The 17923-nt window shown below is 67.2% G+C and carries 14 protein-coding genes; 6 read left to right on the forward strand and 8 right to left on the reverse strand.

The window, feature by feature from the left end; all coding sequences use genetic code 11:
* Window positions 1-161 precede the first annotated feature (161 nt).
* The 4 genes from ACZ48X_RS12690 to ACZ48X_RS12705 all read left to right on the forward strand — a co-directional run bounded on the left by ACZ48X_RS12690 (window position 162) and on the right by ACZ48X_RS12705 (window position 2210).
* Window positions 162-494 (forward strand): glutathione S-transferase N-terminal domain-containing protein, encoded by a 333-nt coding sequence (locus tag ACZ48X_RS12690; protein WP_336349368.1) that lies wholly within the window; start codon window positions 162-164, stop codon window positions 492-494.
* The gene (locus ACZ48X_RS12695) at window positions 494-1012 is read left to right on the forward strand and encodes a peroxiredoxin family protein (protein WP_336349367.1); all 519 of its coding nucleotides are present in this window, start codon (window positions 494-496) and stop codon (window positions 1010-1012) included. The genes ACZ48X_RS12690 and ACZ48X_RS12695 overlap by 1 nt, the downstream gene beginning before the upstream one ends.
* A gap of 92 nt (window positions 1013-1104) precedes the next feature.
* Window positions 1105-1722 carry an L-threonylcarbamoyladenylate synthase gene (locus tag ACZ48X_RS12700; RefSeq protein WP_336349366.1) on the forward strand — a complete coding sequence of 206 codons (618 nt, stop codon included), beginning with the start codon at window positions 1105-1107 and terminating at the stop codon, window positions 1720-1722.
* Between the two features lie 122 nt (window positions 1723-1844).
* A complete protein-coding gene (locus ACZ48X_RS12705) occupies window positions 1845-2210 on the forward strand; it encodes a hypothetical protein (RefSeq protein WP_336349365.1) in 366 nt (121 codons plus the stop codon).
* A gap of 69 nt (window positions 2211-2279) precedes the next feature.
* On the opposite strand, the gene ACZ48X_RS12710 is transcribed toward ACZ48X_RS12705, so the two are convergent.
* Together ACZ48X_RS12710 and ACZ48X_RS12715 are read right to left on the reverse strand one after the other, a co-directional pair.
* Entirely contained in the window at window positions 2280-2942 is a 663-nt protein-coding gene (locus tag ACZ48X_RS12710; RefSeq protein ID WP_336349364.1) for a CRISPR-associated protein Cas4, read from the reverse strand.
* Window positions 2943-3029: 87 nt separating this feature from the next.
* Complete coding sequence (locus ACZ48X_RS12715) at window positions 3030-3644, reverse strand: conditioned medium-induced protein 4 (protein ID WP_336349363.1); 615 nt, start codon at window positions 3642-3644, stop codon at window positions 3030-3032.
* A gap of 307 nt (window positions 3645-3951) precedes the next feature.
* Between ACZ48X_RS12715 and ACZ48X_RS12720 the strand changes: the two genes are divergently transcribed.
* Window positions 3952-6117: a heterodisulfide reductase-related iron-sulfur binding cluster gene (locus tag ACZ48X_RS12720; RefSeq protein WP_336349362.1), complete on the forward strand. Its 2166-nt coding sequence runs from the start codon at window positions 3952-3954 to the stop codon at window positions 6115-6117.
* Between the two features lie 199 nt (window positions 6118-6316).
* Here ACZ48X_RS12720 and ACZ48X_RS12725 read toward each other — a convergent pair whose 3' ends face one another.
* The 5 genes from ACZ48X_RS12725 to ACZ48X_RS12745 all read right to left on the reverse strand — a co-directional run bounded on the left by ACZ48X_RS12725 (window position 6317) and on the right by ACZ48X_RS12745 (window position 9257).
* Window positions 6317-6763 (reverse strand): DUF4870 domain-containing protein, encoded by a 447-nt coding sequence (locus ACZ48X_RS12725; RefSeq protein WP_336349361.1) that lies wholly within the window; start codon window positions 6761-6763, stop codon window positions 6317-6319.
* A gap of 179 nt (window positions 6764-6942) precedes the next feature.
* Window positions 6943-7284, reverse strand: a complete 342-nt coding sequence (locus ACZ48X_RS12730; protein ID WP_336349360.1) for a hypothetical protein — start codon at window positions 7282-7284, stop codon at window positions 6943-6945.
* A gap of 103 nt (window positions 7285-7387) precedes the next feature.
* The gene (locus tag ACZ48X_RS12735; RefSeq protein WP_336349359.1) at window positions 7388-7942 is read right to left on the reverse strand and encodes a GNAT family N-acetyltransferase; all 555 of its coding nucleotides are present in this window, start codon (window positions 7940-7942) and stop codon (window positions 7388-7390) included.
* Window positions 7943-8005: 63 nt separating this feature from the next.
* Entirely contained in the window at window positions 8006-8548 is a 543-nt protein-coding gene (locus tag ACZ48X_RS12740) for a GNAT family N-acetyltransferase (protein WP_336349358.1), read from the reverse strand.
* Window positions 8549-8612: 64 nt separating this feature from the next.
* A complete protein-coding gene (locus ACZ48X_RS12745; RefSeq protein ID WP_336349357.1) occupies window positions 8613-9257 on the reverse strand; it encodes a DedA family protein in 645 nt (214 codons plus the stop codon).
* Window positions 9258-9423: 166 nt separating this feature from the next.
* Between ACZ48X_RS12745 and hemB the strand changes: the two genes are divergently transcribed.
* On the forward strand, window positions 9424-10407 hold the full coding sequence (hemB, locus tag ACZ48X_RS12750; protein ID WP_336349356.1) for a porphobilinogen synthase: 984 nt from the start codon (window positions 9424-9426) through the stop codon (window positions 10405-10407).
* Between the two features lie 54 nt (window positions 10408-10461).
* Here hemB and ACZ48X_RS12755 read toward each other — a convergent pair whose 3' ends face one another.
* Window positions 10462-17844, reverse strand: coding sequence for an outer membrane protein assembly factor BamB family protein (locus tag ACZ48X_RS12755; RefSeq protein ID WP_336349355.1), 7383 nt, complete (start codon window positions 17842-17844; stop codon window positions 10462-10464).
* Window positions 17845-17923: the final 79 nt, after the last annotated feature.

Consider the following 17923-nt stretch of genomic DNA (forward strand, 5'->3'; position numbering starts at 1 on the left):
CGTGGCCACCTCGCTCGGCGGCGCGTTCGCGTGGCTCGCCGCGAGGACTCTCGCCCGCCGCCTGCCAGTTTGTGCTGCCTGCGCTGCACTCTCGCTTGCTGCGTTGCGCTGTTGCCTGCCGCGTCCCAAGCCCCTTAGTCGCGTGCTCTCCGAGTACGCGTATGGACGAGGACCCCCAGATCACGCTCTATCGACTGCAGGCGTGCCCGTTCTGCGAGCGCGTGGTGCGCGTGCTCGACGAGTACGACCTCGAGTATCGCTCGCGGTTCGTCGAACCGCTGCATTCGCGGCGGAACGTCATCCAGCGCGTCAGCGGCAGTCGCACGGCGCCCGCGCTCGTCGACGAGGCGACGGGCGTGACGATGAGCGAGTCCGCGAACATCGTCGAGTACCTGCGCGCGACGTACGGCGACGAGCGTGCGGCGACCGACGGCGGCAGAGACGTCGAGACCGACGACGGCGCAGACGCCGCGACCGACGGGGGTGACGCCTGATGGTCGACCTCGACTTCGACGTCGTGGACCTCCCCGAGGCCGACCACCCCGAGGTGGGCGACACCGCGCCGGCGTTCACGCGACCGCTCGTCACCGACGAGTTCTGGGAGGATCGCAGCCTCGACGACCTGACCGAGGAGGGGCCAGTATTGCTCGTGTTCACGACGATGAACGGCGCGTTCCCGGCGACGTACACGTGGAACGAGCTCCGCGAGCGCGACTGGGAGGCCGACCACGACGTCTCCATCGTGGGCGTCACCATCAGCGACCCCTACGACACCACCGAGACGATACGGGACCGCGGCATCGACTACCCGATATTCAGCGACCCGCAGAACGGCGTCGCGGAGGCGTACGGCGTCGTCCACGACCTCGACGGGATGACTGGCGTCACCGAACCGCGGCCGAGCGTGTTCCTGCTCGACGAGGAGCGCACCGTCGAGTACGCGTGGGCCGCGAGCGAGTGGCCGGACTTCCCGCCGTACGACGAGATCGCGGGAGCGCTCGACGAGCAGTGACGGGCCACTGCCGGTGTCCTGACCGTCGCGAACCGCTACACTGACGGTTCGAACCAGCAGTTTATTCCGCTTCCTCGCGGTACGTTCACGCGATGACTCGAGGGAACCAGTCCGTGGACGAACCCGGCGACAGCGTCGCCGCGGCCGCCGCAGCGGTCCAAGCGGGCGACCTCGTCGTGTACCCGACGGAGACCGTGTACGGCCTCGGGGCGGACGCACTGAACGCCGACGCCGTCGAGCGTGCGTTCGACGCGAAGGGCCGGGACCGCTCGGAACCGCTCTCGCTCGGCGTGCAGAGCGTCGCCGCCGCCCGCGAGCACGTGCACGCCGACGACCACACGATGGCGTTCATGCGCGCGTTCCTCCCCGGCCCCGTCACCGTGCTCTGCGAGCGAGCGGACCACGTCCCGGACGTCCTCGTCGCCGGCGGCGACACCGTCGGCGTCCGCGTTCCCGCGCACGACCTCGCGCTCGACCTCTACGCGGCCGCCGGCACTCCAGTGACGGCGACGAGCGCGAACCGTTCGGGCGAGCCGAGCGTCCGCCACCCCGACGACCTCGACCCCGAGTTCCTGGACGCGGTCAGTAGCGTGCTCGACGGCGGCCGTACCGACGGCGCCGAGAGCACCGTCGTCGACCCGACGACCGGCGAGATCGTCCGCGAGGGCGCGCTCGCCGGCGCCATCGAAGCCTGGCTCGACGCACACTGACCGCCCGAGCGCGACGCGGTTCGAGAGCACTGACCTACCTGTCGCCGCGTGGTTCGACGAGCACCGCCCTGCGGGTCGCTGCGACAGAAGATACTCATGCGAACCGGTCGACGAACCGGTCGATGCGTGGACTGACTCGCGTCTCTTGCTGTCTCCTGGTCGTCCTCGCGACCGCCGGCTGCCTGACCGCTGGCGGCGTCTCGAACGACGACGCGACCGAACGAGCGCTCGACGCCGAGGAAGCGTCCATCACCGAGCGCTTCGAGAACGCGTCCTGCGTCGAGAGCTGGAGTCTCACCTCGTACGTCGGCATCGACGAGGAGGCGACGGTCCTGAATCGGACCGCCGACGGCGTCTACGTGAACGTCACGCACCCGCTCTCGTACGCGACCGACGACGAGGAGGCCGACGTGGCGACCGACGCCACGTACCTCGTCACCGAGAACGAAACCCGGCGGGTCAGCGGGACGAACGTCTCGCCGTGCTAAGTGAGTCGCGACGGAAGTCCGAGTCATCCTCCGGTGAGCCGCGGGGTCAGCGCCCGGTGAGCCGCGGGGTCAGCGCCCGGTGAGCCGCGACCGGAGCGTGCTCGTCCGGACGCCGCACTCCTCGGCGTACTGGCAGGGCTCGCACTTCGACGCGGCGTCGCCCGTGAGTCGCTCGGGCGGCGCGCCCAGGTCCCGAACGGTCCGTATCGCGTCCCGGTACGCCGCCTTCTTCCGGGTGGTGAGGCGGACTCGCCGCACCACGCCGTACGCGGGGTACTCGACGATGGCCTCGTCGACCCTGGTCTGGCGCTCCCACGCGAGCGCCTTCGCCGCCGCGACCGCCCACACCGCGTGGGGCTCCCAGACGCCCTGCTCGGGCGGCTTCCCGGGTGAGACCAGCGCGGGTAGCGGCGGGTCCGGGAGCACCTTCGACGCGACGCCGTGGCACTCGCGGCCCGAGAGGAAGACGTCGGTCCCTGCGGGGTCGCAGAGGTCCGGGAACCGCGGTTCGCGCTCGCGGACGCCCCGGACGCGCTCGCGCCACGTCTCGACGGGGACGTCCAGCAGGCTGACGTCGACCGCTTCGGGGTCCGCGAGCGCGTCGTCGTACCGGGTCGCGAGGTCGCGGACCGCGTCGACGCGCTCCGGCGGTGACCGGTCGTCGCGCTGGCGAGCGTACCAGAGCTGGCGCGGGCAGTACGCGGCTGTCCGGAGGTCGCTGAACGCGAGCACGCCGACGTTCGCGCGGTCTCGTACAAAAACCGCGGGGCGTGGTCGTCGATGCGGGCGGCGTCGTGGTGGCTGGCGGCGCGTCGCGGGCTAGAAGTCGACGTCGACCTCCATCCCCTCGGTCGCCTCGTCGAGGCCGTCCTCGCGGGCGTCGTCGAGGTTCGTCGAGAGCGCTGCGTCCGTGAGGACGTCGTCGAACGCGTCCCGGTACCGGTCGTTCGCGGCGCGCGAACGCTCCCTGGCGTCGAGCGCGAGCACGTACTTCCGGGCGGTGCGTTCGTCGACGTCGAACGCGTCCGCGACGGCGTCCAGGTCGTCCTCGCGCGCCTCGCGGAGGACGGTGAGAGGGTCGCTGTCGTCGTCGAGGTCGGCTTCGGCGGGGAGGTCGCTGTCGTCGACGAGGTGACAGTCGGTGCGGGCGACGAACACCTCGAACGCGTCGACGTCGGCGTCGAGCTCGCTCGCGATGGCGTCGTCGTCCACGTCGTCGTAGACGAGCTGGACGAGCTCGACGAGTTCGTCGTCGTCGAGGTCGGTCCCGAACCCGTAGCGGTCCCGGAGCGTCTCGACGATGTCGTGGAGGGCGGCGTCGACGTCTGGGCGGTCTGTGAGGGAGCCACGGGACTCCTCCTGGGACTCGGTGACGGTGTCGTCACCGGCGACGTCCATGAAGATGTCACGCAGTTCCTCGGTCTTGCGGTCCATCACGGAGACACTCAACCCCTCACGGTACATAAACGTACCACACCTTTCGACCCCGGTAGCCTTCCTCTACGCGCCGACTCGCCGAGCAACCGCAGGCTACGACGGGTGGTCGTGCGCGACGCGGAACTGGTGGACTACTCGGATGCGTATCGCGGTCGCGAGCGGGCGTCGACTCGGTCGTGAATCGCACGAAGGCAGCCCGCCCGAACCCGGAAACGCTCAACTCCGGGAGGATTCTCGCAAGAGGGGAGCGGGCAACCGACCGAGTGTGGCAAGATTTAAGCCCGACTCGTCCGGGTGATAGACTATGACAGTTCCGCTGGTACCGCTCGCCCAAGAGACGACCCGCCCGACGTTCTGGCAGATCAGTCACGTCGGGGAGGTCGTGTTCTACTACCTCGCCGCCGTCGCCATCGTCGTCTTCCTCTGGGGAGTCTACGACCGGTTCGCGCGCTACGCGCAGGGCGACGAGGACTGGTTCGAGCGCACCAACGACCTCGGCCGTCGCGTCCTCGAGGCGACGAAGATCGTCGCCTCGAACGAGAAACAGTTCGACAGGGACCTCTACGCCGGCGTGATGCACACGTTCATCCTCTGGGGGTTCCTCACGCTCACCATCGGGACGGGCATCCTCGCCGTCGACATGGACGGCTACCAGAAGTTCACGCAGTTCGTCCTCGGGGACAAGCAGTCGTTCTTCGTCGGCGACTTCTACGTCGCGTACTCGTTCGTGATGGACGCGATGGGGCTCCTGTTCGTCGTCGGCGTCGGCATGGCGATCTACCGGCGGTACGTCGAACGGAACGGCCGCCTCTGGGGCAAACACACCAGCACCGAGGACGACCTCTTCGTGTGGACGCTGTTCTACCTCGGCGTCGGCGGGTACGTCACCGAGGGCGTTCGCATCCTCGGCACCGGCCGCCCCGAGTTCGAGACCGTGAGCTTCGTCGGGTGGTTCGTCGCCGACGTGTTCAGTGCCGCGGGGATGACCGAGTCGATGGCGACCGCCGTCTACCCGCTCACGTGGTGGACGCACGCCATCGTCGCGCTCGTGTTCATCGCCGCGATTCCGTACGCGAAGCCGTTCCACATGATCTCGAGCTTCGCGAACGTCGTCACGCGCGACGAGAAGGCCGGGAAGCGCCTCCCGGGCGTCCCGGCGGACCTCGACGCGGACACGGGCGCGGAGAGCATCGACTCCTTCAGCTGGAAGGAGATACTCGACCAGGACGCGTGCACGAAGTGCGGGCGCTGCTCGTCGGTGTGTCCGGCCAAGGCGAGCGGCCGGAACCTCGACCCGCGCGACGTCATCCTCGACCTGAAGCAGTACCGGGAGAACCTCGACGCCGGCGGCGACGAGAAGGCGATCGTCGCGGACGGCGGGTCGTCGGTCATCCAGGCGGAGACCATGGAGTCCTGCATGTCCTGTATGGCGTGCATGGACGCCTGCCCGGTCGAGATCGAGCACCTGAAGTCGTTCACGCGGATGAACCGCGAACTCACCGACGCCGGTGAGATCGACTCGAACCTCCAGGACGTCTTCCAGAACCTCATGCAGAAGGGGAACACGTTCGGCGACCCGCAACGCAAGCGCGCGGACTGGGCGGACCCCCTCGACTTCGACGTCACGGACGCGCGCGAGGAGGAGGTCGAGTACCTCTGGTACGTCGGCGACTACCCGAGCTACGACGACCGGAACAAGAAGGTCGCGCGGTCGCTCGCGACCATCCTCCAGGAGGCCGACGTCTCCTTCGGTATCCTGTTCGACGACGAGAAGTACGACGGGAACGACATCCGCAGGGTCGGCGAGGAGTTCCTCTACGTCGAACTCGCCGGGCATCACGTGGAGTCCTTCGAGGACTGCGAGTTCGAGAAGCTCGTCTGCACGGACCCCCACAGTTACAACACGTTCAAGAACGAGTACCCGGAGGTCGACTTCGACGAGTTCGCGGACGACCCGATGATGCCCTTCGAGTTCGAGGGCCAGTGGAACGCCGATGGAGAGATCGACGTCAAGCACTGGACGCAGGTCGTCGAGGAGCTCGTCGAGCGGAACGCGCTCGGGCTCCGCGGGACCGAACTCGATTACACGGTCACGTACCACGACCCGTGTCACCTCGGGCGGTACAACGACGAGTACGAGGCGCCCCGCGAGCTCGTGCAGGCGACGGGCTGCGAGCTCCACGAGATGCCCCGTAATCGCGCGGATTCGTTCTGTTGCGGTGGCGGTGGCGGTGGCCTCTGGATGGAGGTCGAGGAGGAGACGAAACCGAGCGAGGAACGCCTCCGCGAGGCGCTGGAGGACACCGAGGCCGGGTCGGCGGTCGAGAAGTTCGTCGTCGCGTGCCCGATGTGCATGACGATGTACGAGGACGGCCGGAAGACCGGCGGGTTCGAGGACGACATCGAGGTCGTCGACGTCGCGGAACTCATCGTCGAGGCCATCGGCGCCGAGGACCAGATCGAGGTCTGACGGCCGTCGATCACGTTCCGGTGGCGGCCTCGCTACCGCGATATCGGGCGGTCACGGTCGCTGTCGCGGTTCCGTTTCGGCTGCGGTCGCTGTCGCGGTCTTGCTGACGGTGCGGTCGCTTCTCGAGTGGGAGTTCGTCGAAAGGAGAGCGCTGCGTTCGGAGAGCGGGGGGTCGCGGCGGTCGTGGCGGGTGGTCGATTCAGGCGATGCGGTCGGCGAGCCCGGCGACGACGGGGATGCGCGTCTTCTTGCCCTGGTAGGCCCGGAGCATGAGGAAGAGCCAGAGGGCGAACGCGCCGAGCCCGATGACGAGCCACGCGAGGAAGAACACGAGTGACACGAGCGCGCCGGCGAAGCTCGCTTCGATGCTTGCACTCGATATGATACTCACGAGGATGGAGACGAACGTGGTCCCGATGCTGACGGCGAAGAGCGTGACGCTGAGGACGATGCTCTGTGCGGCGTGGAACCGGACGAACTCGTCCTCGGGTTCGAGGAAGTAGAAGATGATGCCGGTGAGGGCGCCGAAGAGGTAGGCGAGTGCGCCGGCGACGTTCGAGTCGAGGCCGGTGCTGGAGCGTTCCTGGATGGTCTCTGTGCTGTGCTCGGTGGTGGACGTGTCGGTATTGATGTCTTCGGTTGCCATAATGTGACTCGTTACCTAATACCGCATGTGACGTATTAAAGACGGCAGATGTGTAAGAAATAAAATGGGTGCCGTATGGTCTGTATACGGTATCGAACCGGACGTAACGGCTACAAAGACGACACTAGGTGTGGACAGAAAACTCGAAAATATACGATATCGTATGTTTATCGCGTGGTTCAGGCCTCGACGTGCTCGTCGAGGTCGACCGCGACGGAGTCCGAGTCCGCGTCCTCGCCGACGACGTCCTCGATGTCCTCGATGTCGTCGGAGAGCAGGCGGCGCGCGATGGTCCGGATGCCGACCGCGAGCACCACGAGGAACGCCGCACGTCGGAGCGTCGAACCCATCGAACGGCCCGACTCCTCCACGTCCTCGGTCTCGACGTCATCCATCTCGGCGTCGATCTCGTCGTCCATCTCGTCGAGCAGGTCCGCGGCCTCCTCGGGCGTGCTGCCGACGGCGTTGCTGAATCGGGCGTCGTCGAGGTGCAGTTCCAGGAGTGTGAATTTGTCGACCATACCACTGATACGCCGACCGGAGAGATATACTTACCGTGACACTTGGTGGCCACGTTCCTGATGACTCCTCACCGAGAACTTCACCGCCCGCGACGGTTCGGTTTCAGTGCTCGCGAGCGCGCCAGTCGGACTCCAGGAGGCCGAAGTAGAGCGTGTCGACGTACTCGCCGTCGACGAACTGGTTCTCGCGAATCCGCCCCTCCTGCTCGAACCCGAGTTTCTCCCAGACCCGCCGCGAGGCGTCGTTCGTCGCCATCACGCGCGCCTGCACTCGGTGGAGGTTCCGCTCGTCGAACGCGTACTCCACGAGCAGCCGGCTCGCCGCGGTCCCGTACCCCTCGCCCCAGTGGTCGGGGTGGATGGAGATCGCGAGCTCGCCCCAGCGCGTCCGCTCGTGGATCTTGAACAGCGCGATGTCGCCGACCGCCTCCGGATTGCCGTCGTTGCCCTCGACGCAGACGAGGAGGTTCACGGAGTCGTCGTCGCTGACGACGTCCTCGTAGAACTCCTCGGTCGACCGCATCGTCGTCGGCGTCGCCGACGTCAACGGCCGTCGGACCCGCGGGTCGTTGACGTTCTCGTTCAGGAGGTCGAGGTCTCCTTCCTCGATCGTGTGGAGGGAGACGCGGTCGCCGCGCAGGAAGACAGCACCAGGCATACGACCCGATTCCGCGAGCGCCTCAAAAGGCGTTGTGGGGGCATGAGGGACTGTCGCAGGGATTCACTCGTCGCGCTCGCGCCACTCCTCGGCGAGCACGCCGTAGACGTGCATGTCGCGGTACGCGCCGTCCATGAACTCGCTCTCGCGGTGCACGCCCTCGTGCTCGAACCCGAGCTTCTCCCAGATGCGCTTCGAGCCGCCGTTGTCCTCGATGTGTTTCGCCATCATCCGGTGGACGTTCCGTTCGGCGAACGCGTAGTCGACGAACCGCTCGCACGCCTCGGTTCCATAGCCCTCGCCCCAGTACGGCTCGGCGACCCACACGCCGATCTCGGCCTCGCGCGTGCGGTCGTCGACGTGCATCCCGACCTCTCCCACGGGCTCGGGCTCGCCGTCGTCGCCCTCGCGGCAGACGAGGAGGCTCGTGCCGTCGTCGCCCTCGAACAGGTACTCCTCGACGTCGCCGCGGTTCTCCGGGTACGGCCAGATGTACGACCGATGGACCTCGGGCGGGTTCTTGTGCTCGTGGACGAAGTCCACGTCCTCCTCCTCTATCGTCCGCAACGTCAGTCGCTCCGTCTCCAGGAAGCGTGCACCGGGCATACGCGACGATTCGATGGTGCCGGAAAAGCCCTTGTGGGTGTGTGCGAGCGCGTGACGTGGCGCGTCAGAAGACGCCGAGTTCGAGGACGCCGAGCCACGCGAGCGCGAGCCACGTCTGGAACAGGACGCTCCCGACCGCGGAGAGCGCGAGGAACTCGAGGTCGTTCATCTCCGCGAACCCGGCGGGGACGGTGAGCATCCCGCGCGTGAACAGGAGCGCGTTCGAGACGGGGACGGCGGCGCGCCCCCAGCGGTCGAACCAGCCTTCGAAGCGCTCGAGCCTGGATTCGCTCACGCGGAACCACGTCCGCTCCAAGAGCCAGTCGCGGCCGGTGCGTTTCGCGAGCGTGAACAGCGCGTACTGGCCGATGGTCGCGCCCGCGGCGGCGACGAGGACGAGGACAGCGATGGTCTCGACGTCCTGCGTGCTCGCAGCGAGTAACTGGATGCTCGCCGGGACGAGCGCCTCGCTCGGCGCGAAGTACAGCAGCATCGCGCCTTCGAGGATGAGGATGGCGAACAGCGCGAGCATCCCGTACTGGTCGAGGAACGCTCGCGCGAGCGATTCGTCGCCGACGAGGAACAGCGCGATGCCGGCGACGGCGAGGAGGCAGAACCCGACCGCGACGGCGAGGGGCCCGTACTCCGCGAGCAGCCATCGCAGGCCGTTCTCTTTGGGCTGCGTGCCGTCGGCGACGTCGGTCGTCATTCGACCTAGAGTCACGAGTCTGCAGGTAAATGCGTTTTGTCACGCGGCCCGCGACGCGACCGGCGACCGGGCCGCGTGTCGCTGGCGGAGTGTCGCCGCCGGGATGTCGCTGGCGGTCGTCGTCGAGAGCGCTACGCTTACCTCAGGCGCGCTCGGAGTGACCGGTATGGAGCGAATCGAGCGTCCGCGTCGCCTCCGGAAGGACGGCGTGCGCGAGCTGGTGAGCGAGACCGAGGTCAGGGCGACGGACCTCGTCGCGCCCGTGTTCGTGGACGCGACGACCGACGAGCGAGTGCCCATCGAGTCGATGCCGGGCCACGAGCGCGTGCCGGTCGAGGAGGCGGTGGCGCGCGTCGAGGAGGTTCTGGAGACGGGCGTGGAGGCGGTGATGCTGTTCGGCATCCCCGAGTCGAAGAACGAGCGGGGGTCGCGGGCGTGGGCGGAAGACGGTGTCGTCCAGGAGGCGACGCGTCGAGTGACCGAGGCGACGGACGCGTACGTCATCACGGACGTGTGTCTCTGCGAGTACACCGAGCACGGGCACTGCGGGGTGCTGGAGCCGCACGCGCACGAGGCCGCGGAACTCACGGTCGAGAACGACGAGACGCTGCCGTTGCTCGGGAGCGTCGCGGTGAGTCACGCCAAAGCGGGTGCGGACATGGTGGCGCCGTCGGGGATGATGGACGGGATGGTCGACGCGATCCGTGGCGCGCTCGACGACGCCGGGCACGCGGACGTCCCCATCCTCTCGTACGCGGCGAAGTACGAGTCGGCGTTCTACGGCCCGTTCAGGGATGCGGCGGACGGCGCGCCCGCGTTCGGCGACCGCCGACACTACCAGATGGACCCCGCGAACCGACGGGAGGCGGGTCGCGAGGTCCGTCTGGACGTCGAGGAAGGCGCGGACGTTCTCATGGTCAAGCCCGCGCTCCCCTACCTCGACATCGTCGCGGACGTCCGCCGCGAGTTCGACCGGCCGGTGGCGGCGTACAACGTCTCCGGCGAGTACGCGATGCTGCACGCCGCCGCCGAGAAGGGCTGGCTCGACCTCGAGGCGACGGCGAGGGAGTCCGTGCTCTCCATCAAGCGCGCCGGCGCGGACCTCGTCGTGACGTACTTCGCGGAACTGCTCGCCGAGAGCGAGGACTGATCGGCCGTCCCGGACCGGACCCCGAGTCGGTTCGCGGTCGCAGACGCCGCCGGTCTACGACCGTCGTCGCCGAACCGCTGTCGCCGCGCTCAGCAACGCGACGATTGCGACGAACACGCCGAATCCAGGACTGCCGGCACTATCGTTCCTCGTCGTGCCGACCGCGGTGTCGCTCGTCGCCCTCCTATCGGTCGAACGGTTCGTCGCGGACGCCCGCGTCTCGTCCGTCCCGACCGTGGTCGTCGAGTCCGTCGTCGTCGGCAACGTGGTCGTCGAGTCCGTCGTTGACCGGGCTGTCGTCGCGTCATCGTCACGCTCGGCGACGGAGACGAACCCACCTCTCCGACCGTCCACCTGGACCGAGTACATTCCCGGTTCCTCGAACGTGTGCTCGAACGTGATGGTTCGCTCGCTGTTGGCGCCGACCGAAACCGCACGTTCGTCTATCACCTCGGACCCGACCGAGAGCGTCGGTGAGACGGTCTTGGCCGTCGAGTACTCGTTGTAGAACGTGACCTCGACGGTCACGGTATCGCCGACGTCGATGTCCTGCGGACTCACGGTCACGGACTCGATGCGGACGCGGTTGTCGTCGCCACCGCCGCCACCGCCGCCACCGCCGCCACCGCCGCCGTCGTCGCCGCCGTCGTCGCCGCCGTCGTCGCCGCCACCGGTGCTGCTGCCCGGACCGAATCGCTGCGTCTGCGTCAGCGACCCGGCGCTCGTCTCGTACCGCACGGTCACCGCCTGCACGTCGTCGCCGGGTGCGGACCACTGGACGGTGCGTCCGCGCTGTTCGAACGTCCCGTCGCCGTCCGTGTCCCAGGACACCGTGATTCGGTCGGGGAGGTCGTAGCCGATGGGCGTCACCACCCGAAGCCGCCCGTCGTGGTACTCGAACATCGGCTTGTAGAAGATGTTCCCACCGCCGCCTAACCGGATGGCGTTCGGTCCGGCGTCTTCCTGTGCGGGCTTCCACGTCCGATAGAACGCATCGAACGAATCGCCCGTTACAGCCTGGAACGCACTCTGGAACCCCTGGTCGCTCGACCGCCGGAGCATCTCAAGCGTCTTCTGGCGACCGTACGTCGCCGCGAACGCCGCGACGAAGCTCCCCGCCTCGTCGTACTCAGTCTCCGTCACCTGCATCTCGAAGAGGCTGGCTTTCGACGGTTTCTCCACCGTCCGCGTCCAGAACAGCGGGGACTCCTCGTAGACGGCGTGTCCTTCGGCGAAGAACTCCCACTCGCCGTTCGTCTGCGCGTCCACCTCGAACTGCGCGAGGTGCGTGAGTTCGTGGCGAACGGTCTGAGTTCGTCCCTCGAACCGAACCCGCGAGAGCGTGTACGGCAGGTAGACGTCGTTCGGATTACTCGCGCACGCAAACGGGGCCGTTCCGCACTTCGAGTCGATCCCTCCCGAGGTCGTGAACGTCACGTCGACCGTCGAGGGGAGTCCGTCCGTGCGCTGAGCGACCCGTCGGTAGAGGGTCGGGAGTCGCTCCTGGAGTTTCGCGACCTCGACTCGCCAGCGTCCAGACGGCGTATTCTGGAACTGGAACGTGTAGTTCCCCATCGACGACCCGTGGAACCGGTACGTGTCGACCGCGAGCGAGGCGTTCCGCGTCGCCGTCTCACCGTTCGGACCACGGAGCGTGACGGTGGCGTTGACCGCGCCGGCACCGGCGGCGGTCGGTGACACGGTAATCGTCTCCCCGTTGGGAGACGCGGAGAGCGCGCCGTCGACGTGCCACTGGACGTCCACGACTTCGTGCGAGAGCGTCTCCTCGTGTAGCGAGACCGCGACGGTGTCGTTCGTGAGCAGTTCGACGCCCGCGTCGTCCGGAACGGTCTGTCCGTCGACGGACGTGTCGAAGCCGATCGACGACGCCCTCACCACGACGCTCGCCGTGTCCACGCGTCCATCTGCCTGTTTCACCTCGACGGTGACCTCGGTCGGATACACCGAGTAGAACTGGTCGTCGACCGTGCATTCCGGGCCGCTACAGCGCAGTTCCGTCCCGTTCTGGTACCATGTGTACGTGAGCGTCCCCGTTCCGTTGCTGCCCGCGGCGGAGAGCGTCAACGGGTCGTCGGGCTTGGGCACCACTGGCTCGTACGAGAGCGACGCATTCAGTGGCTCGCTCGTCCCTGCGCCGTCGCCGTACGTCTGCATGCCACTCTCCCCGACGAGGGCTACGTATCCCGGTGCAAGCGGTGCGACCGCGTTCGCCAGCCCGACGGCGCGGCCGTCGACCTTCTGCCCCGACTTCGTCACGACGTGCAGTCGGTTCTCGTAGTAGTCGTCCTCGCGGTCGCCGACGAGCACGAGTACGTGCCCGCTAGGGCCGAGTACAGGTTGCGATTCGGATCCGTAGCTTCGTGCGTTAATGATATCTCGCGGTTGCCACGACACCTCGTCGAACTGCGTCCCGTTCGGATGCAAGTACCGGAGCCGGTAGCTCCCGACGCTTATCTTCGGGGCGGGCGCGTAGACCGTCCCGTCTCGGTCGACGGCAGGGGCCACGCGGCTCCTCGACTCGACGGTCCACGCGACCGACCCGTTCGAATCTCGGACAGCGATCAGCGAGGTCTCGGTGTTGAGCAGTACCGTCCCGTTCGGCGTGAGGACCGGGAACGTGGTCGCGTTCCCGTCGACGTCGGTATGCCAGCGTTCGCTCCCCTCCGACGAGTACGCCGTCAGGCCGGAGCCGGGAACTGCGACGTAGATCTGTCCATCGTCGCCGACAGTCGGTGGAAGCTCCGGACCGACGGTATCAGATACCTGCGTCTCCCATCGCAGTTCGGCAGTCGAACGGGAGATATTGAACAGGCGACGGCCGCCAAACCCATCACGCTCGCCGGTCACGAACACGCCGTCTTCGGTTACGACCGGGTCACTCAACCTGTCTATGCACGTACCGCCACAGTTCGTTCCGTAACTCTCGTCTCCAATCCGCCATCGGACGCTACCGTTCGGCGCCAGTGATATCAACGACCCCCACAGCGAGACGTAGACGTTGCCGTCGGGGCCGATGGCCGGACTGTTATCGACGTCGATGTTCGTGGTCGCATCAAGCTGGTGCTTCCAGCGAACCGACCCGTTCTTCGAGAACTTCCAGAGTGTCCTCCCACGTAGTTCGTAGACGGCGGTCGTGGTCGTCGCTATCGTGGAGTCTGCAGTGCCACCCGTGCGGTTCCACGCAGGTGGGAGCGACCACGGGAGGTCTTCGGTCGTCCGTCCAGCGTGCCCCGGCGCTCCCCCGAACGTCGGCCAGGCCGTCGATTCGTCAATCTCGCCGTCGAACGACCGAACGTCGAGGGTCCGCGTTACGGTGAACCGCTCGCCGTTCGCGGCGGTCGCGACGAGCGTCACCCTCGCCGTCCCGGTCTCGTTGAACGTCGCCGTCGCCGACCGGCCCAGCTGTCTGGTCCCCGCGACCCGCCACTCGTAGGTATCGTACAGCGGACGGAGGCTGTCGTTACCCGTGTCGGTGACGTTCAGCGTCACCGTCTGCCGAGCGAACGGCGTGGCGTCACTGCTCGCGATACCGAGCTGGGGGCTGGGCGGGTCGTACGTCGAGTTCCCCTCGACGGCGTAGACGTTACCGCTGTTCGTAACCGCGTACAGCGTCCCATTGAGGAGAATCGGTCTTGTGCGATCGACACCGTTCGAACTCTCCTCCAACGAAAGTCTCCAGAGACCGGCCCCGGTCGAGGCATTCACTGCGTAGATGTCGTCGTTATTCGAGCCGAAGTAGACCGCATTGTTTGCGGCTACGGGCGCGGTGCTCGACGTGGTCGGACCGAACGACCACTTCTCCTCGCCGGACGACCGCGACCAGGCTTCCAGTCCGGCCGTGGAATACGTTCTACCGTTCCTGACGCCGACGAGGGCGTCGCCAGCGGGACCGACAGCGGGCGACGCGGCAGTCGGAACGAAGATGCGCTGCTGTTTGGCGCCCGTGGACGCGTTCAGCGCCTTGACGCCTCCCGTCCAGTACGACGTGTATACCGTGTCGTCGTACACCGTTACCCCATGGACCTGGCTCCCCAGGCCGGTCTGCCACTCGGACTCGCCTGTTGTGGCGTCGAACGCGGACACGGTGCCACTGGTGCTCTCGGACCACCCGACGTACACGGTTCCGTCGCTGTACGCGGGGGAGTTGACGTGGACTCGCTCGCCGCTGCCGACGGTCGCGTTCCACCTGCGGGAGCCGTTCGCGAGCCACAACGCGTAGACGTTCCCGGTCCTGTATCCGGTCACGACGACGGTCTTCTCGGTCGCAATCGGCGCGTACAGGTTGTCGTCCGTCGTCGCGTTCGGGAGTGGCGTCTGCCACTGGCGTTCGCCGGTTTGCGGGTCGACGCTCACCATCGACCCGTTCGAGAGCGGCACCACGAGGTGGTCGTCTGCGAGGACGAGCGCGCCACGGGTCGACGCGGCAGCGTTGCCGGTGTTGATGTCACCGACGGTCGCGTTCCACCTGACCGTCCCGCTCGTCGCGTTCAGCGCGTACACCGTCCTGGACCCCGCGGTGTAGAGGGTGTCGTTGCGGCCGAGTAGCGAACTCCCGGTGACGTCCGATAGCGACGTGTTCCACGCCACATGGACGTCCGAGACGGGGCCGCATCCGATCGTTCGACTCGTGTGCGCGGCGTTCCGATGCACGGCGCTCCATTCCGTCACGGTCTCGTCGGGCGTACAGGCCTGTGGCGTTCCGTCACCGTTTGTGGCGGTCGTCACCTCCACCGTTCGCGTGACGGAGGCGCTGTTGCCCTCGCCGTCGCGGATGACCAGGGTGACGTTGTGCTTCCCCAGCGACGAGAACGAGGGTCTCGCCACGGCCGCGGTCGATTCGGGGGTTCCGTCGCCGTCAAGGTCCCAGTCGTAGCTACTTATGTTCTCGATGCGGACCGCTCCGTCGACGACGACCCGGTCGAACGAGTCTCGCGCGTCGAACACGCCGGTCTCTCCGACGGTGAGTGTCAGAGGCGCGTCAACAACTACCGTCGGTTCGGAGAGGCGCTCTACGGCGGACTGGACGGTGTAATTGTAGGTCACGGTCGACTGCTGGCCGCCGGCGCTTACGCGCAACCCAATGCTGTACTCGCCTGCGGAAGACGGTTGCCACGTTGTCTCTCTCCCGCTCGCGTCGTCGTAGTTCCCGTCACCGTCGAGGTCCCAGGCGTACGTCTCGGCGGCCGTGGAGGCACGCAACTCGGTGACGTTTCCGGGCTGTACCATGGTCCGGTTCACGTCGAACGCCGCGGTGACGTTCGACGGTCGGAGGACGGTGACGTTGACCGTCGTCGAGGACTGCTCGCCGGCAGCGTCGGTCACCGTCAGCGATACCGTCCGGGCGCCGCTGCCGGAGAACGTGACGGTGACTCGCTCGCCGCGACGCACGCCTCTCGTGCCGTTCCCGTTCGCGTCCACGCGCCACGCGTACGACGTGATGCCACGGTCGTCGGTCGAGGCGCTCGCGTCGAACGTCACGGACCCACCGGTCGAGACGGTTCGCTCGGACACGACGAAGTCGGCGATGGGCGGCCGGTTCTCTCCACTGGTCGTCTCAGCGGACACGTTCCACGCGGCGAAGTTCTGCTGGTCGGTCCCGGATGCCTGTTCGGCGGTCGGATAGCGCACGTACGTGTCCTGCCCGCCGGCTTCGTCGTGGACGACCGGCTGGAACGCCGTCCGGTACGCCGCCCACGTCTCGTTCGCGCTGACGCGCTCGAACGTCACCTGGTACGTGTTCGTCTCGCCGGGGTCGTACTGCTCGCGGACGTCGACGAGCGGGTACTTGGCGGGGCCCGTACTCCCATCCCTGAAGTTGATGGTGTCATCGACCGAACTGTTCGTGACCGACCAGTCCACGTCGCCGCGGACCTGTCGGACGTCGACGACCGAGAGACTGTTCGAATGCGAGAGCGAGAGGTAAGCTTGCGACGAGGTCACACCACCGTGACCGGCGTTCGATACCGTGACGTTCACCGTCACCGTCTCCCCCGTGCCGACGCCGAGGTCGGAGAGATTCGCGTGCAGAGCGCTCCGGGAGACGTTCATGGAAACGCGAGGACGTGGCTCTCTCGCCATCGGGAGCGCCGTGTTCTCGATGTACTGGTACTCGGCTTTGGCGTACTCCTCCAGCGCCACGAAGTAGTCGTAGATGGCTGGCGTCGCCGACTGAGACGCGGCTTGTCGCTGGCTGCGTGCCTGCGATAGCAACGCCGCGTTGTCGGGCGCTGACAGCGGCGGTTCGAAGTTCCGCTGGAACGCGTACCCGGACGCGTGTTTGGAGAACCCGACGAGAACGACCTGCTTCTTGTGGAGGATTTCGCGCACTCGTTCTCGGTTCCCGTTCCGCCACGCTGCCGCCTCCGCCCGCGAGAGCCGAGCGAGCTCTCGGAGCGCGTACGAGGCGTTCCCCGCGTTCTGAATGGCGTCGACGTCCATTCGGCGGAGGAGATTCAGGTAGAGCCGGTGGTTTATCTTGGCTATCTTGCCGACGGTGCCGTCTCCGTACGACCCCTGCGTCAGCCCGTAAGCGGTCTGCGTGCTCTGGAGCGTCTCCAGGTTGTTCGCGTTCTGGAGGGTCGTCGCGCCCGCCAGCGCCTCGTCGGCGTAGCCGGTGACGAGTGACTGCGCCGCGTCGTTGGCGACGACCGTGAACGCCTCCGACATGCTCCGCTCGAAGCGCTCGTCCCAATCTGCCTGGTAGAGCAATCGCTCGTACGTCGCGGTGTATCCTCTCGCGAGCGTCGTCCGCGCCTCGGCCGTTCGCGCCATCGACGCGGAGGTGTTCACCCCTCGCGTGACGTTGTACGTGACGCTCGCGTCGTCCTCGTTCGTCGAGTCGCCTGGGGTCGGGTCCGCGCTCAACGTAACCGAGCCCGGCGAGTCCGTGGCGCTCACGCGAAACCGGACGAGGACGCTGTGCGTCGAACCGGCGGCGAACGAGCCGGTGCTCTCCACCACGCACGAGTTCGGGCACTCCGCGCTCGCGTTGGACGGTACCACGTCGTAGTCGGTGGCGCCCGAAGACACGCCGACGATGGACGCGTTGGTGCCCGCGGTCGACTCGACGGCGACGCGGAGCGCCGGGTCGGTCACCTTGTTCGCCTGCAGGAGTCCCGACTCGGATACGTTGACGGTGACGATGGCGGTGTAGACCCCTCCGTTGACGAACTCCTGGTCGCTTCCCGGTAGGACTGAAGCGTCCTGCGATAGCGATCCGTAGGTGCGGGCGTTCGTCTCCCTGCTGGCGGACTGCGACTCGGGTGCTTCGGCGAAGCCGGTGGGGTCGGTGACCGTTTCGGTTCCCCCTCTGCGCTGTTGTTCGCCCGCTTCGCCCTGCGCATTCGTGGCGACTGCTCCCGTGAGCGACGCGCTCACGACCAACAACGCGACGAGTGTCGCCGCGACCCGACTCATGCTGACTCCCTCCTCGGCGTCCGCGACTTGGGCGTGTCCGCCACGTCACGAACGTCACCCCAATCTAAATTTTCGAACC

The organism is Halorubellus litoreus, assembly GCF_055378595.1.

What these genes read in the sequence shown, in the direction of transcription:
- ACZ48X_RS12695 (WP_336349367.1), top strand. Translation starts at nt 494, where the DNA reads ATGGTCGACCTCGACTTCGACGTCGTGGACCTCCCCGAGGCCGACCAC.
- ACZ48X_RS12735 (WP_336349359.1), bottom strand. Translation starts at nt 7,942, where the DNA reads ATGCCTGGTGCTGTCTTCCTGCGCGGCGACCGCGTCTCCCTCCACACG.
- ACZ48X_RS12755 (WP_336349355.1), bottom strand. Translation starts at nt 17,844, where the DNA reads ATGAGTCGGGTCGCGGCGACACTCGTCGCGTTGTTGGTCGTGAGCGCG.
- hemB (WP_336349356.1), top strand. Translation starts at nt 9,424, where the DNA reads ATGGAGCGAATCGAGCGTCCGCGTCGCCTCCGGAAGGACGGCGTGCGC.
- ACZ48X_RS12690 (WP_336349368.1), top strand. Translation starts at nt 162, where the DNA reads ATGGACGAGGACCCCCAGATCACGCTCTATCGACTGCAGGCGTGCCCG.
- ACZ48X_RS12740 (WP_336349358.1), bottom strand. Translation starts at nt 8,548, where the DNA reads ATGCCCGGTGCACGCTTCCTGGAGACGGAGCGACTGACGTTGCGGACG.
- ACZ48X_RS12705 (WP_336349365.1), top strand. Translation starts at nt 1,845, where the DNA reads ATGCGTGGACTGACTCGCGTCTCTTGCTGTCTCCTGGTCGTCCTCGCG.
- ACZ48X_RS12720 (WP_336349362.1), top strand. Translation starts at nt 3,952, where the DNA reads ATGACAGTTCCGCTGGTACCGCTCGCCCAAGAGACGACCCGCCCGACG.
- ACZ48X_RS12730 (WP_336349360.1), bottom strand. Translation starts at nt 7,284, where the DNA reads ATGGTCGACAAATTCACACTCCTGGAACTGCACCTCGACGACGCCCGA.
- ACZ48X_RS12745 (WP_336349357.1), bottom strand. Translation starts at nt 9,257, where the DNA reads ATGACGACCGACGTCGCCGACGGCACGCAGCCCAAAGAGAACGGCCTG.
- ACZ48X_RS12700 (WP_336349366.1), top strand. Translation starts at nt 1,105, where the DNA reads ATGACTCGAGGGAACCAGTCCGTGGACGAACCCGGCGACAGCGTCGCC.
- ACZ48X_RS12725 (WP_336349361.1), bottom strand. Translation starts at nt 6,763, where the DNA reads ATGGCAACCGAAGACATCAATACCGACACGTCCACCACCGAGCACAGC.
- ACZ48X_RS12715 (WP_336349363.1), bottom strand. Translation starts at nt 3,644, where the DNA reads ATGGACCGCAAGACCGAGGAACTGCGTGACATCTTCATGGACGTCGCC.